Here is a 15,545-nt window from a genome sequence, read left to right as displayed (position 1 = left end):
TCTTTTTTTTTATATTTTGATTTGTCGGTCTATTTGCTGGTTTAATGAGATAAAAGTCTCTGTTCTAGATACACCTGTTATAGATTGAATATCGTTGTTAAGTAAATGCATTAAATGCTCATTATCCTTACACAGTATCTTTATAAATATACTCCAGTTTCCTGTGGTGTAATGACACTCGATAACTTCTGGAATTTTTTTTAATTCTCTTACGGCCTCTGGGTTACTAACTGCTTTATCTAAATAAACACCTATAAAAGCCATAGTAGTATAGCCTAACGCTTTAGGGTTTATAATAAACTTAGAGCCATTTAAAAGTTTAGATTTTTCAAGTTTGCGTAACCTTTGGTGTATAGCTGCACCTGAAATGCCGACTTGTCGGGCAATTTCTAAAATTGGTGTTCTGGCATCTTCCATAAGCGCCCTTAAAATTTTTTTATCTATTCCGTCAATTATAATAGTCTGGTTGTTGGTTTTCATAAGATAATTGTTGCGTTAGCGGTTGAAATGGTATCCTTTTTTGAGATGCTGAAATAAATTCAGCACGAGAAAAAGATACAATGTAAAACGCGACTCTTAGTTTTTTTAAACTAAGGGTAACGTCATTATTATAAATTTAAAGGATTGTAACCTAAATAAGGCACTTTAGTCTCTTTAAAATTAATGTCATAATCTTCTAATTCTTTTAAAATTGGTTGGTAAACCTCTTTAGAAATTGGAATTTGAACACCTGGTGTGGTTATTTTTTTATTTAAAATAGCTATAGTTGCTATTGCAACCGGAAGACCAACAGTTTTTGCCATAGCCGTATAGGTTTGATCTTCTCCTAGAGTAACCATTGTAGAATCGATCTGATGTTTTTCTCCGTTTATTTCGTAACCAAACTTGTGGTACATTACAATCATATCTTTATCTTCTTGGGCTAAAGTCCAGCTATCCATTAATATTTTCTGCAATATTTGGGCAGGTGTAGCTTTTTTTAGACCTACAGGTTTGGTATCGCTAAAAATATCCAGTTCTAAAAATTTATCCCAAACTTCATCGTCCTGATCTATTTTTAAAGCATGACGAAATTTAAGTTCTACAGAGTCTGTTGGACTATAAGCTAAAAAAGCATTGACAAAATCACGATAAGTCATATTTTCACTATCATCTATAGTGTAGGTATCATCCGTCATCCCTAATTGAACAAATGCATTCCACGCTCTGGAAAAACCAACACGACGCATAGTACCTCGATATAGGGTTTTAACATGATCTAATTTATAAACGTCTTGGTATTTCAAAGAGTCTCTGTTGGCTAAAGCCTCAAAACGTCCGTAGCCTTCTACATCTAAAAACTCGGTTCTTCTAAACAAGCGTTGGTATGGTATGTATTTAAACTGGCCTTCTTGTAAAAATTTTGCAGCTCCACCTTGACCAGCAACCACCACATTTCTTGGATTCCAAGTAAACTTATAATTCCAACGATTATTATCGCTTTCTGGAGCTACAAGTCCTCCTGTAAAACTTTCAAATAAAATGACTTTACCGCCTTTTTCTCTAATCTCATCAATCACTTTCATGGCACTCATATGGTCAATTCCAGGATCGACACCAATTTCGTTCATAAAAACAAGATTATTGGCAATAGCATCATCGTTTAAAGCTTCCATTTCTGGGCTTACATAAGAAGCAGTCACCATATGTTTTTTGTAAGCAATACAGTCTTTAGCAACTTCAATATGAAAACGTGCAGGCAACATGGATACTACTATATCTGCATTTTTAACAGCAGCAGTTCTGGACACGGCATCAAAAACATCTAAAGTTATAGCTGTAGCATTTTTATGATTTTGAGTCATTTTTTTTGCAGCTTCAAGATTTAAATCTCCAATGGTAATTTGTAACTGCTCGGTTTCCGATTTGTCAAGTAAATATTTTATTAAGTAAGAGGTCGATTTTCCTGAACCAATAATTAATATGTTTCGCATAATGATAAGTAATCTGTAAATTTGTAAGCACGAATGTACAAAATAGTAATAGGGATTAAAAAAAATGACTATGAATAAAAAGATATTAATTACAGGTACATTACTAGGAATAATTGGTGTTATACTAGGTGCTTTTGCGTCGCACGGTCTAAAAAACGCTATTTCTGAAGCTAGTTTAAGAAGTTTTGAGATAGGTGTAAAATACCAAATGTATCATGCTTTCTTTTTGTTAGTCATAAGTCAATTTTCATTTTTATCAAGCAACAATAAAAAGACCATTTTAATTCTTACGGTTTTAGGAATTATTTTATTTTCCTTATCAATTTACCTATTAACTACCTCAGTTTTAACTGGAATTAATTTTAAGGCTATTGGCTTTTTAACACCAATAGGTGGTTTAATGTTAATTTTAGCATGGCTTCTGTTATTATTCGCAATTTTAAAGGAAAAAAATATTTTATTCGAAAAATAAACTTTTTTGTTTTATATAATTATTAGCTTTGTACCTTATTAACAACATAACTAAATTATGGTAAACCATACAAAAATTACGAAATCGATTGCGTTAGACCAATACGGGATAAAAAATGCTAAGGTTCATTATCAATTATCTTCAGACCAACTTCATGACACCATATTAGAAAAAGGACAAGGAAAGGAGTCTAGTACAGGCGCTATAGCTATACAAACAGGAGAATTTACTGGGCGTTCGCCAAAAGATCGTTTTATTGTAAAAGATGCGATTACAGAAGATAAAGTATGGTGGGGTAATATAAATATTCCTTTTGATTCGGATCAATTCCAGTCACTTTACGATAAAGTAACCAATTACCTTTCTGAAAAAGAAGTTTTTGTAAGAGATGCTTATGCTTGTGCAGACCAGGATTATAAATTAAATATTCGTGTTATTAATGAATATCCGTGGAGCAATATGTTTGCCCATAATATGTTTTTACGTCCAACTGAAGCTGAGTTAGAAAATTTTACACCAGAATGGACTATTGTAAATGCACCCGGTTTTATGGCAGACCCAGAAAAAGACGGTACACGCCAGCATAACTTTGCTATTTTAGATTTTACAAGAAAAATAGCTCTTATTGGTGGTACAGGATATACAGGAGAAATTAAAAAAGGAATTTTTTCTGCGTTAAACTTTATTTTACCAGTATTTAAAAACACCTTGCCAATGCACTGTAGTGCCAATGTTGGTAAAGATGGCGATACAGCTATATTTTTCGGTTTATCAGGAACAGGAAAAACCACCTTATCTGCAGACCCAGAACGTAAGCTAATTGGAGACGATGAGCATGGGTGGACTAAGGATAACACCATTTTTAATTTTGAAGGTGGCTGTTATGCAAAAGTGATAGATCTAACAGAAGAGAAAGAACCAGACATTTTTAATGCTATTAAGCGTGGAGCGATATTAGAAAATGTGGTGATGAATGATAAAGGTGAAGTAGATTTTGAAGACACTTCGATTACTCAAAATACGAGAGTAAGTTATCCTATCTATCATATTAACGATATACAAGAGCCTTCTATAGGTAAAAATCCAAAAAACATATTCTTTTTAACAGCAGATGCATTTGGAGTTTTGCCTCCAATTTCAAAATTAACACCTGGTCAGGCTGCTTACCATTTTATCTCTGGTTATACAGCTAAAGTAGCAGGAACAGAAGCTGGTATTACAGAGCCAGTTACCAATTTCTCTGCTTGTTATGGTGCGCCATTTATGCCATTACATCCTACAAAGTATGCAGAAATGCTAAGCAAAAAAATGCAGGATGCAGGAGTTACGGTTTGGCTAGTAAATACCGGTTGGACAGGTGGTCCTTATGGTGTAGGAAAGCGTATGGCTTTAAAATATACTAGAGCAATGATAACTGCTGCAATGGACGGTTCTTTAGAGGCTGCCAATAAAGACAACTACCACATTCACTCTGTTTTTGGTGTTAAACAACCAAGAGTTTGTCCAAATGTTCCTACTGAAGTGTTAAGTCCTAGAAAAACTTGGAATAACGATGAAGGCTATTATAAAACAGCTTATAAATTAGCTCAAGCCTTTAAAGATAACTTTAGTAAGTTTGAAGATATTGCTAATGATGAAATATTAGCAGGAGCGCCAAACACAAAGTAAGTTTTAATTAAGTTTATAAATAAGAAGGTTGTTTAATGTAATTGTTAAACAACCTTTTTTATTTAATACGTTTATTAATTCTATTAGCTTCCAGTGAAAGTCACACTATTTCTCAAAAATATTTTCCATATTTTTACAGTTCTTAAATAACAATGATACACGCTAGGGATATTTTTAGTATACAAACGGAAGCCGACTTTGAGCGTCAAGCTTTAAAAGTGTTTAAGTTTCAGTTTGAAAACAATAGTGTTTATAGGTCTTTCTGTGACTTATTGTACATTCATCCAAGCACTGTTTCTAAGGTTGAAGATATTCCGTTTTTACCTATTCAGTTTTTCAAATCTCATGAAGTTATTTCTTCTCAACAATCAGTTCAAGAAACTTTTACCAGTAGCGGAACCACTGGAAGTATAACTAGTAAACATTTGGTAACCGATTGTTCAGTTTATGAAGAAAGTTATATAAATGCATTTAAGCATTTTTATGGTCCAATTGAAGATTATGTCATTTTAGCGCTTCTGCCAAATTATTTGGAGCGTGAAGGATCATCTTTAATCTATATGGTAGATGATTTAATTAAACGCTCAAAACAGCCTGATAGTGGTTTTTATCTCAACCAATACGAGCAACTTAAAACCAAGATTAATCAACTAGAAGCTAAAGGTCAAAAAACATTACTTATTGGGGTTACTTTTGCACTATTAACTTTAATAGAAACCTATCAGTTTCAATTACAACATACCACGATAATGGAAACTGGTGGAATGAAAGGGATGCGTAAAGAATTAATTAGAGAAGAACTTCATCAAGTGCTAACAAAAGGTTTTGGAGTGGATTGCATACATAGTGAGTATGGAATGACTGAATTATTAAGTCAAGCCTATTCTAAAGGAAACGGAATCTTTAAATGTCCTTCTTGGATGAAAGTAATTACAAGAGATCCAGAAGATGCTTTATCTATTCAAAAAAAAGGAAAAACAGGTGGTCTTAACATAATTGATCTTGCAAACTTTAATTCCTGTAGTTTTATAGCTACTCAGGATTTAGGTAAAGTGCATCCTAATGGTTGTTTTGAAGTCGTTGGTCGTTTTGATGCAAGTGATATTAGAGGTTGTAATTTAATGGCTCTATAACACCATAGGTCACCAAAAATCTGTATCTAATTTTATTACAAAAAACATATATGTAGGTGTAAGTATAAACTTATTTCTACGACTTAGGTATTATGAAAAAGAAAATTAGTTTTTGGTTGGTTTACTAATTTTTCTAAAAAAAGCTCTGATTTGAAAAAATTAGAGCTTTTGTCTTATAAAACGTTAAAAATTAAAACCTTAACCTATTTATTTACGTATATAGAAGTGAAAGAGAAAAATTAGTTTTGGTTGGTTTACTAATTTTGTTTTTTAAACCTCGGTTTAATCTTTAAGTCGAGGTTTTTATTAAAGCATTTGAATAGTCTATTATATATGAAAATTAGTTTTTGGTTGGTTTACTAATTTTCTATTTAAAAAGCGCAGTTTTAGAAAACTGCGCTTTTTTCTATTTATACGACTTTAATAATAAAAGTTTTTTTCTTACCTCTATTAATTACAACATAATTATTATGGATTAAATCACTGTTGTTAATAGTGTAATCTTCAGTTACTTTTTCTTTATTTACGGCAACCGAGTTTTCTTTTAAGGCACGTCTGGCTTCACCATTACTTGCTAAAAAATTAGTTTCTGCAGAGAGTGCAGCAATCATATCTATACCTGCCTCAATTTTGTCTCTAGAAACTTCTGAAGTTTTTACACCTTCAAAAACGTCTAAGAATAAAGATTCATTTAAAGCATTAATATCTGTTTTGAAATCTTTACTAAATAAAATTTCTGAAGCCTTTATGGCGTTATCTAAATCTTCTTTACTGTGCACAAATGTGGTAACTTCTTCTGCTAAGCGTTTTTGTAATTGTCTTAGATGAGGTTCAGCTTGATGAGAAGCAATTAATTGGTTAATGGTGGTTTTGTCTAAAAACGTAAAAATTTTAATGTATTTTTCAGCATCCTCATCGGTTGTGTTTAACCAAAATTGGTAAAATTTATATACTGAAGTTTTTTCAGCATCCAGCCAGATGTTTCCACCTTCACTTTTACCAAATTTAGAACCGTCTGCTTTAGTAATTAACGGGCAGGTCATAGCATAAGCTTTTGCTTTTTCATCTCCAGCATTCATGCGTCTTACCAATTCGGTTCCAGTAGTAATATTTCCCCACTGGTCGCTTCCACCCATTTGTAATTTGCAATTAAGGTGTTTATGTAAATGGTAAAAATCGTAACCTTGTATTAACTGGTAGGTAAATTCTGTAAAAGACATTCCGACATTTCCTTCGTCTCCAGATAAACGTTTTTTAACAGAATCTTTAGCCATCATATAATTAACAGTAATACGTTTTCCAACGTCTCTAGCAAAATCGATAAAGCTAAAATTCTTCATCCAATCGTAATTATTTACTAAAACTGGGGCATTGTCTTTAGTGGAATTAAAATCTAAAAAACGAGATAAGACACTTTTTATACCTGCGACATTATGGTTAAGTGTAGCTTCATCCAGCAAGTTACGCTCGTCGCTTTTTCCAGAAGGATCACCAATCATACCAGTTGCTCCACCTACTAAAGCGACAGGTTTATGTCCGGCTTTCTCTAAATGAACCAATAAAATAATTGGGACTAAACTTCCAATATGTAACGAATCTGAAGTAGGATCAAAACCAATATAAGCTGTAGTCATTTCTTTATTTAACTGCATATCGGTTTCTGGCATCATATCGTGAACCATACCACGCCAAGTTAATTCTTCTACTAAAGGATTTGTTGTCATATCTACTAAAATTTAAACAACAAATATAAAAACAATAGCTTAGTTAGCCGATAATTAATTAATTTAGTTTTATGGTATTAGTTACAGGTGGAACAGGTTTAGTTGGAGCTCATTTATTATTACAATTAGTGAAAACTAATACGTCAGTAAAAGCTATTTATAGAGATGAAAATAGTTTTGAAGCGCTTAAAAAGTGTTTTTCATTTTATGTTTCTAATCCCGATGACATATTTACTAAAATTGAATGGTTTAAGGCAGATATTACCAATATTCCACAATTAACTGAAGCATTTTTAGATGTTAAAGAAGTTTATCATTGTGCAGCAATGATTTCATTTACTCCATCCGATTTTGATGCCTTAAAAAAAACTAATATTGAAGGTACTGCCAATATAGTAAACTTGTGTTTGTCCTATGGCGTTTCAAAACTTTGTTATGTAAGCAGTATTGCAACTTTAGGTGCAACTCTAAACGATGACAAGATTACGGAAGACACGCACTGGAACAATGAGGCTAAAAATTCGGTATATGCAATTTCCAAGTATGGTGCCGAGTTAGAAGTTTGGCGTGGCACACAAGAAGGATTAAATGCTGTAATTGTCAACCCAGGAGTAATTATTGGGCCTGGGTTTTGGTATAAAGGTAGTGGCTCACTTATTAGAAAAGTAGATAAAGGTTTAAATTATTTCACTACTGGGATAACTGGTTTTGTTGGAGTAAATGATGTTGTAGATGCCATGTTAAAACTTATGAAAAGTAGTATAATTAATGAACGTTTTGTTTTAGTAAGCGAGAATTGGAGCTACAAAGAATTTTTTAATGCTATTGCTAAAAGCCTAAAAAAATCTGCACCAAAGCAAAAGGCTTCTCGGTTACTTCTTGAAATAGCGTGGAGAATAGACTGGTTAAAACATACTTTGTTTAATAGTAAAAGAAAATTCACAAAAAGTATGGCTAAGACAGCCTTAAAAAAAGACAGTTATAGCGCTCATAAAATAAAAAACACTTTAAACTATAGTTTTCAAACCATCAATGAGGTAATAGAACAGACTTGTGAAATATATATTTCTAAGTAATTTTAATTAGTGCCAAAAGCTCTTGGTTTTTTAGGAATAGAGTCTTTTAAACTTTTAAGATTTTTTTGTTTAAGAACAGATGATTTCTCTAATTTAATCAACGTTTTATCCTGAGCTATTTTTTTAAGTGTATTTAAACTATCGTTCACTCTTTTATAAATTGAGTTATATTTTTCTAAATGATACGAATAGTAAGTATTGTTCTGTGCTAATATTACTGAGTCAATTTGATGTTTTTGAAACACATATTCTTTAGGTAGAATATTTAATTCTTCAAGTTTACGCTTGTCAATACCCTTTGCAGCAGATATTATGGCTAGATCTACCAGAACATGAGTCATTTCATTTTCATCTAAAAAATGATCAGGTTTTTCTGGTTTTTGTACATCATAACAAGATGTAAAAAACAGAAAAGTAATACTTAAGAGCAAGCAGTTTAGTTTCAAATTTATCGGTTAAAAGTTAAAGCTTTTGCAAAACGGTTTTCGTTAACTTTAAAGTTGTTATAAGCTAAGTGACCATTTACAAAAGTATGAGAAATTCTAGATTTAAATGTAGTGCCTTCAAAAGGAGACCATCCACATTTATAAAGTAAGTTGTCTTTTTTAACAGTCCAAGGTTGATTTAAATCTACTAAAACCAAATCGGCATAATAGCCTTCTTTTATATAACCTCTATCTTTAACATTAAATAATATAGCAGGATTGTGGCAAGCTTTTTCAACAATTTTCTCGATAGAAATTAATCCTCGATGATGCATTTCTAATAATGCAGGTAAAGCGTGCTGTACTAATGGCCCACCAGAAGGTGCTTTGGTATAAACGTTATTTTTTTCTTCTAAAGTATGAGGCGCATGGTCTGTAGCAATCACATCAATTTTATCGGCTAATAATGCTTTTAAAAGTTGTTGTTGATCTTTTTCTGTCTTAACCGCAGGGTTCCATTTTATTAAGGTGCCTTTTGTATCATAATCCTTATCATTAAACCATAAATGATGGATACAAACCTCGGCTGTGATTTTTTTATCTTTTAGAAGTGTTTTATTAGAAAATAATTCTGTTTCTTTTCCTGTAGACAAGTGAAAAACATGTAATCTAGCACCTGTTTTTTTTGCTAGTTCTATAGCTTTTGAAGATGAAATATAGCAAGCATCTTCACTTCTTATGATTGGATGATATTTAACAGGGATATCTTCACCATATTCTGCAATGTATTTTGAAGTGTTTGCCTTTATAGTTTCTTCATCTTCACAATGTACTGAAATGACTAAATCGGTACTTTTAAAAATTTTCTCTAAAACATCTGGATTATCTACCAGCATATTACCTGTAGAAGAGCCAAGAAATAATTTTAATCCCGCAACCTTGCGTTTGTCTAATTTTTTTATTTCCTCAAGATTATCGTTTGTTCCCCCAAACATAAATCCGTAATTAGCAAATGCACTTTCTGAAGCAATTTGTAATTTCTGGTCAAAAGCTTCAATAGTTGTTGTCTGTGGGTTAGTGTTAGGCATTTCTATAAAAGAAGTAATTCCTCCAGCAACTGCAGCTCGAGATTCTGAAGCAATATTTGCTTTATGAGTTAATCCTGGCTCACGAAAATGTACCTGATCATCTATAAGTCCAGGTAGTAAATATTTGCCTTCTGCATCTAAAACAAATACGTCTGCAGATTTAACACTAATTGAATCATCTATTTTTACAATACGTTCGTCTTGAATTAAAACATCACCTTCAAACACACGTCCATCGGTAACAATTCTTGCGTTTTTAATTAAGGTAGTTTTATAGGTCATTTTCTTTATTTTGAGAGGTTTTAAAAATACTTTTTAGTTTCATGGTAATAACACCAAATATAGCTTCAGAAATAATGCCAGAACTTAATTTTGAGACACCTTTAACACGATCTGTAAAGATAACCGGAATTTCTGTTATGATAAAGTTTTGCAAATATGTCTTAAATTTCATTTCAATTTGAAATGCATAGCCAATAAATTCAATCTTATCTAAATTTAATCTTTCAAGAACTTTTCTTTTATAACATACAAAACCAGCAGTGGTATCGTGTATTTTCATCCCTGTAATAAGCCTAACATATACCGATGCGAAATAGGATAATATTACTCTGCTTAAAGGCCAGTTTACCACATTTACTCCAGTGACATATCTAGAACCTATCGCTAAATCTGCGTTGTGGTTGGCGCAGGTGTTATATAATTTTAAAAGGTCTTTTGGATTGTGTGAAAAATCGGCATCCATTTGAAATATATAGTCGTAGTTTTTTTCTAAGCTCCATTTAAAACCATGAATATAAGCAGTGCCAAGACCGGACTTTTTCTTTCTGACTTCCAGAAAAAGCTCATTAGGAAATTCTTGTTGTAATTCTTCTACTTTTTTGTGAGTTAAATCTGGAGAATTGTCATCTACCACTAAAACGTGAAAAGATTTGTCCAAATTAAAAACAGCATGAATTATAGCCGAAATATTTTCTATTTCGTTATAAGTTGGTATTATAACTATACTGTTACTCATGAAAAAAATCAAAAAATTTGTACAAATGTACTGTTTTTAAAACCATTTTTTTTTGAAAAAAAGTCTAAAATTTCAATAATATTACTTTTAATAAATGCTAATTTTATAGCATGCTAAGAACACCTTTATCTAACGACACAATAACCATAGTGCTTTTAATATGTTTAGTACTAATCACCTTGGCAAAATACACCAACACAAAAAGATTATATACTTACTTTGGTATTTTAGTTAATTCTCAATATGTTAACAGATATAGTAAAGACTTAAAGATTTTTGACTATTTTAATAGTCTTATATTTTTAGTATTTAATCTCGTGTCTTCTGCAATTATTTTTCAGTTTGTAAAAGCAGACTCTAATACAAATTCAGATTTTAAACTATTTACTATTATATTTTTAGCAGTTTTTCTGTTTTATGGGATGAAATTAGTTTTAGAATTGACGCTTTCTAAGATTTTACAATTAGATTTTTTCTTTAAACCCTATTTTTTTAGAAAAATAAGTTATAGACATTTTTTTGGGATTTTTAGTTTACCATTTTTGGCTTACTTAAGTTATCATAACGGTTTTTCTAAAGTTTATGCACTTTGGATATTATATGGCTTAGGTTTATTATACCTGATTAGCTACATTATTTTAATAAAACCTTTTTTTGAAAAGATTAAGCAAAATATGTTTTATTTTATTTTGTACCTTTGCGCACTTGAAATTTCACCTTATGTTATTTTGTATAAGCTTATTATATAAAAATAACGAAATTTAAAAAAGTAGGCATTTATGAAAGTTAAAACAATACTAGTCTCTCAGCCAGAACCGAAAGTTGAAAACTCTCCATATTTTGATTTGAGTGAAAAGCATAAAGTTAAAATAGATTTCAGACCTTTTATACACGTAGAAGGTGTCCCTGCAAAAGAGATTAGACAGGAAAAAATAGATTTAACCAAGTTTACGGGCATTATCTTAACAAGTCGAAATGCAGTAGATCATTTTTTTAGAGTTGCGGACGAGATGAGGTTTAAGGTGCCAGATACCATGCGTTATTTTTGTCAGTCTGAAGCGGTTGCTTATTATTTGCAAAAATATGTGGTTTACAGAAAGCGTAAAATTTATGTGGGTAAACGTACTTTTTCTGAATTGGTACCACTTATTAAAAAGTATAAAGACGAAAAGTTTTTACTGCCAACTACAGATAAAGTAAAAGATGAGATACCAGAAATTTTAAATGATTTAAAAATAGACTGGAAACAAGCCACTTTTTATAGAACCGTTATTAGTGATTTGTCTGATTTAGAAAATGTGTTTTACGATATATTAGTATTTTTTAGTCCAAGTGGTATAGAGTCTTTATTTCATAATTTCCCAGACTTTAAGCAGAATGACACTAAGATTGCTGTGTTTGGAAATACTACAATTAAAGCGGTTGAGGAAAAAGGTTTGCGTGTGGATATTGCAGCGCCAACCCCAGAAACGCCAAGTATGTCTATGGCTTTAATGAAGTATATAGATAAAGAAAATAAAAAATAAGAATTTGTATTTTAAACTTTAAAAAAAGGCTTGCATATTTATTGTAAGCCTTTTTTATGAATCTAATCTGGGCTTCTGTCGGGATTTCTTAATATCAGACTTTGAGCGTTTTAATTTTAAACGCTTTATTTTTACTGCTATTGGAACTTGGGTTGGTTTTCTTTTTTTAACTTTTGCTAAAGCACTATTTAGGAGATCTAAAAGTTTGGCAAACGCCAATTGTTTGTTTTTAAATTGACTCCTAGTGTCTTGAGCGGTTATTATAAGTTCAGACAGTTTTGAGAGTTTGTTTTCTAGCTTGTCTAAAATTTTTTCTTTTTGATTATCGCTTAAAACAAGAGAGTCTTTTACGTTAAAGTAAACCTCTATTTTTGTAGCAACTTTATTTACATGTTGGCCACCAGAGCCCGAACTTCTAACAGCTTTAAAAACACATTCGTTATAGATGTCATTATAGTTAAGCATTAAACTTGATGTGCAGGTTTCAGTAAATCGTTTACTGTTTTAACAGGATTAAATGTTATAAGTGGGACTTCGACAAAAATAGTATTCCATTTTGCCATACTGCCATTCCATAAGCCGGGTAACTCTAAAGCATATACTACTTTGCCAAATCTTGTTTTTTGAGTTATAAAAGCAGCGTTTTCATCTATAAAATCATTTAAGTCAAAAGAGTTTCCTTTATAGTCTTTTGTACTACAAACAATATCTACAGGATTAAAATGAGTGGCACTGTTTAATATGGCCAATTGTTTTTTGTTTGATATATCAACTTGTGCAGTTTCTACTATTTGTAGGCTTTTAGAGCCATCCGTGTTTATTACCCAAAAAGGTCCGCCACCGGGTTCTCCTTCATTTTTAACCATACCGCAAACGCGTATTGGCCTATTCAACTTGTTTGTTAAATAGTCAATTTGATATTTTTTAGAAAATTTATTAAAGTCTTTATTAATCTCAACATTTAATTCGGTACTTAAAAAACCTTTAATTTCGATTACTAGTTGTTCCTTAATTTCTGATTTTTCTAATATTTTTAAATAATTAAATATTTTATGCTGTTTTTTTAGAAGTAGACCAGCTAATAATTTTTTATAAGTTGCAATCTCATCTTCATATTTAAAAATAACAACGTTGTCTATGTTTTTTATAAAGATTAAGTCTGCACTTAATGCATTTAAATTTTTCAGTAATGCACCATGTCCCGAAGGTCTAAAATGTAAATTATTTTCTTGGTCTCTAAATGGCTGTAGTTTAGAGTTTACAGCAATAGTGTCGGTGCTTTCTTCTTGGTAAGAAAATGAGATATTAAATTTGGTATGCGTCTTTTGTTCTACAATTGTTTTTATATGTTCAAACTCCTTATCAAACTGATATTTATGTTTTTCGCTAATAGTAAAATGTAAGTTTGCAACGCCATTAGATGCAGCATATTTTGCTGCTTCAAATAAATGCTCTTCAAAAGCAGTTGCAATGTGGTCTTTATATTTGTGAAATGGTAGTAAACCTTTTGGGTAGTTGCTATAATTTAATTCTTGTTCTGCAAGTATTAACTGAATTAAGAAGACAACTTTATCATTTATAGATTTATGTTCAAAGTTTTTATCTTTCTGAAGAGCAGTTTGTAACAAGGTTTTATAAAACGGAAACTTTTCCAACCCTACCAAAAAAACAGAAAGTTGAGAGGCGTTATGTTTATTTATATAAGCATTAATGCTTTCATGATCTTTATTATAGCTTTCTAAAAATTGAAATAAAAACTTAAACATTCTTGTGGCGGCACCAGAAGCAGGAATAAATTTAACCACATTTAATTGATCAATTTGCTTGTTATAAAAAGAAATTAAAGCTTCTTTTTCTGCATTTTCTATCTGTAATATCCCATTGTCAAGAGTCGCAGCTTCATGAAGATTAATAAAAGGTAAGCCTTTTTTAAATACCTGAAGCTGGTTTATAATATCTGAGGTTTTAATACCTTTTTTTTCTATTAATAAAAGATCTTCTTTGCTGAAATTCAAAATATAAGTTGGTTTACTTTAGTCTAAAATACATTTTAAAACTACACATTTAATGTGTAATTTCATCGAAAAAATCAAGGTCTTTTTCAAAAGCGGTGCCTATAACAACCAGATCTGCTCCAGCCTTGTACGCTTTTTCTAGTTGTTTTTTAGATCTAATACCTCCGCCAACAATTATAGGAATGCCTAGCTTGCTTTTAGTTAAAGAAATTATAGATGTGCTAACAGGGTAATTTGCACCGCTTCCTGCTTCTAAATATATTAATTTCATACCTAGATATTCTCCTGCTTTAGCTGTTTGTGCAACTAAAAGCTCACTGCTTATAGGTGTTGTTTTTGTAACGCGTTGTACGGCTGTTTCCGCACCACTTTCAATTAACAGATAGCCCGTTGGAATAACTTCTAAACGTGTTTTTTCTAATAAAGAAACACTTTGGATATGTTTAGAAATTAAATAGTCTGGATTTCTACCAGATAATAAAGATAAAAAAAGAATAGCATCTGCCTGATCTGAAATTTGTGTTACATCGCCAGGAAATAAGACAATAGGTAAAGAAGTTTTTCGCTTTAAGGCATTAACTAATTTTTGAGTAACTTGAGCTTCAACTGTGCTACCTCCCACAAAAAAATGAGTAATTATAGTTTGGTGTGCTTTAGTAACAAACAGCTCTAAGTGTTCAAGTTTAAATTTATCGGGGTCTATTAAGACAGCTAAAAGTGGAGTTCCATTTGCTTTTGCAGCTTCTATGTCTTTTAGGATATGCTTCATTCTTCTATGGTGTAAGCACAGGTAAAACCTTCAAATTCTAAAAACTCACATTTGTAACCAATTCTTCTTTTGTTGTAATCTATCCATGCTTTGGTTTGTAAATCTTCCAGCATAAATGGAATAACCAAAAAGTGAGATTTAAAAAGCATACCTGGTGTTGCAAATAGTTTGTATAGAGATTCTTTTATGCCCCAAATTACAGTAAGTTTTCTTACATAATCAGCTTTAGTGTTGTCTAAATATTTAAATTCATAAGAGATAAATTTAGAAGCAATTTTAGCAATCTTATCTCTTTGTTTTTCTATATCTATACCAGCTTTTTTATCGCTAATTATTATTCCAGAAAATGTAAATGAGTGTGTAATAGAAATTTCTTTTCCGTCTTTTAAGTGTGGTTTTCCATTTTCATCATAATACAAATCAAAATCACTATACCCAAAGCTGGCTAATAAATGTCTTACACTTAAAAACCCTCGTTGATGCAATTCACTTTTCATGCCTTTAACTCGTGATAAACTCTCTGATTTTAAAGATGTTCCATCCATTAAATCGTGAAATGATTCCTCAATCTTCCAGATTTTAACAGTAGTTTGTGAGTTTACGGCAATGGTTTTATATAGAGGCATTTAGTATTCTTAATCTTATTGATTATCTTTGT

General features: G+C 31.3%; 16 protein-coding genes. 6 read left to right on the top strand and 10 right to left on the bottom strand.

Translation table 11 applies throughout. The features are described from left to right. Positions 1–9: 9 nt before the first annotated feature. A complete protein-coding gene (locus tag C7H52_RS02075) occupies positions 10–480 on the bottom strand; it encodes an Lrp/AsnC ligand binding domain-containing protein (RefSeq protein WP_106462227.1) in 471 nt (156 codons plus the stop codon). Positions 481–608: 128 nt separating this feature from the next. Then, positions 609–1,973, bottom strand: coding sequence for a saccharopine dehydrogenase family protein (locus C7H52_RS02070; protein ID WP_106462226.1), 1,365 nt, complete (start codon positions 1,971–1,973; stop codon positions 609–611). 70 nt (positions 1,974–2,043) lie between these two features. On the opposite strand from C7H52_RS02070, the gene C7H52_RS02065 reads away from it, so the two are divergent. The 3 genes from C7H52_RS02065 (at position 2,044) to C7H52_RS02055 (ending at position 5,246) form a co-directional block, all read left to right on the top strand. Further along, the gene (locus C7H52_RS02065; RefSeq protein WP_106463056.1) at positions 2,044–2,445 is read left to right on the top strand and encodes a DUF423 domain-containing protein; all 402 of its coding nucleotides are present in this window, start codon (positions 2,044–2,046) and stop codon (positions 2,443–2,445) included. 57 nt (positions 2,446–2,502) lie between these two features. After that, complete coding sequence (pckA, locus tag C7H52_RS02060) at positions 2,503–4,113, top strand: phosphoenolpyruvate carboxykinase (ATP) (protein WP_106462225.1); 1,611 nt, start codon at positions 2,503–2,505, stop codon at positions 4,111–4,113. A gap of 152 nt (positions 4,114–4,265) precedes the next feature. Next, complete coding sequence (locus C7H52_RS02055; protein WP_106462224.1) at positions 4,266–5,246, top strand: LuxE/PaaK family acyltransferase; 981 nt, start codon at positions 4,266–4,268, stop codon at positions 5,244–5,246. A gap of 410 nt (positions 5,247–5,656) precedes the next feature. Here the strand turns inward: C7H52_RS02055 and tyrS are convergent, their stop codons facing one another. Then, a complete protein-coding gene (tyrS, locus tag C7H52_RS02050; RefSeq protein ID WP_106462223.1) occupies positions 5,657–6,970 on the bottom strand; it encodes a tyrosine--tRNA ligase in 1,314 nt (437 codons plus the stop codon). A gap of 71 nt (positions 6,971–7,041) precedes the next feature. On the opposite strand from tyrS, the gene C7H52_RS02045 reads away from it, so the two are divergent. Beyond that, on the top strand, positions 7,042–8,046 hold the full coding sequence (locus C7H52_RS02045; protein WP_106462222.1) for an NAD-dependent epimerase/dehydratase family protein: 1,005 nt from the start codon (positions 7,042–7,044) through the stop codon (positions 8,044–8,046). A 2-nt stretch (positions 8,047–8,048) separates the two neighbouring features. Here C7H52_RS02045 and C7H52_RS02040 read toward each other — a convergent pair whose 3' ends face one another. From C7H52_RS02040 to C7H52_RS02030, 3 genes are read right to left on the bottom strand one after another with little or no spacing between them, the layout of a single operon-like run. Further along, a complete protein-coding gene (locus C7H52_RS02040; protein ID WP_106462221.1) occupies positions 8,049–8,492 on the bottom strand; it encodes a DUF4296 domain-containing protein in 444 nt (147 codons plus the stop codon). Between the two features lie 2 nt (positions 8,493–8,494). Further along, complete coding sequence (locus tag C7H52_RS02035; RefSeq protein WP_106462220.1) at positions 8,495–9,841, bottom strand: dihydroorotase; 1,347 nt, start codon at positions 9,839–9,841, stop codon at positions 8,495–8,497. Continuing rightward, positions 9,831–10,577 (bottom strand): polyprenol monophosphomannose synthase, encoded by a 747-nt coding sequence (locus C7H52_RS02030; protein WP_106462219.1) that lies wholly within the window; start codon positions 10,575–10,577, stop codon positions 9,831–9,833. Before C7H52_RS02030 ends, C7H52_RS02035 begins: the two co-directional genes overlap by 11 nt. 110 nt (positions 10,578–10,687) lie before the next feature. Here C7H52_RS02030 and C7H52_RS02025 point away from each other — a divergent pair, with 110 nt between their 5' ends. Together C7H52_RS02025 and C7H52_RS02020 are read left to right on the top strand one after the other, a co-directional pair. Next, positions 10,688–11,326 (top strand): DUF4271 domain-containing protein, encoded by a 639-nt coding sequence (locus C7H52_RS02025; RefSeq protein ID WP_106462218.1) that lies wholly within the window; start codon positions 10,688–10,690, stop codon positions 11,324–11,326. A gap of 30 nt (positions 11,327–11,356) precedes the next feature. Beyond that, positions 11,357–12,103 (top strand): uroporphyrinogen-III synthase, encoded by a 747-nt coding sequence (locus C7H52_RS02020; RefSeq protein ID WP_106462217.1) that lies wholly within the window; start codon positions 11,357–11,359, stop codon positions 12,101–12,103. Positions 12,104–12,157: 54 nt separating this feature from the next. On the opposite strand, the gene arfB is transcribed toward C7H52_RS02020, so the two are convergent. The 4 genes from arfB to C7H52_RS02000 are packed head-to-tail and all read right to left on the bottom strand — an operon-like array spanning position 12,158 to position 15,513. Further along, positions 12,158–12,568, bottom strand: a complete 411-nt coding sequence (gene arfB, locus C7H52_RS02015) for an alternative ribosome rescue aminoacyl-tRNA hydrolase ArfB (RefSeq protein ID WP_106462216.1) — start codon at positions 12,566–12,568, stop codon at positions 12,158–12,160. Beyond that, positions 12,568–14,118: a DUF4301 family protein gene (locus C7H52_RS02010; RefSeq protein ID WP_106462215.1), complete on the bottom strand. Its 1,551-nt coding sequence runs from the start codon at positions 14,116–14,118 to the stop codon at positions 12,568–12,570. The genes arfB and C7H52_RS02010 overlap by 1 nt, the downstream gene beginning before the upstream one ends. A 49-nt stretch (positions 14,119–14,167) precedes the next feature. Further along, positions 14,168–14,887 (bottom strand): geranylgeranylglyceryl/heptaprenylglyceryl phosphate synthase, encoded by a 720-nt coding sequence (locus C7H52_RS02005; RefSeq protein ID WP_106462214.1) that lies wholly within the window; start codon positions 14,885–14,887, stop codon positions 14,168–14,170. Further along, the gene (locus C7H52_RS02000) at positions 14,884–15,513 is read right to left on the bottom strand and encodes a 4'-phosphopantetheinyl transferase family protein (protein ID WP_106462213.1); all 630 of its coding nucleotides are present in this window, start codon (positions 15,511–15,513) and stop codon (positions 14,884–14,886) included. The genes C7H52_RS02005 and C7H52_RS02000 overlap by 4 nt, the downstream gene beginning before the upstream one ends. Between the last annotated feature and the right edge of the window lie 32 nt (positions 15,514–15,545).

This window comes from Aurantibacter aestuarii (genome assembly GCF_003008425.1).
Taxonomy (GTDB): Bacteria; Bacteroidota; Bacteroidia; order Flavobacteriales; family Flavobacteriaceae; genus Aurantibacter; species Aurantibacter aestuarii.
This window is presented reverse-complemented; position numbering and strand designations above follow the sequence as displayed.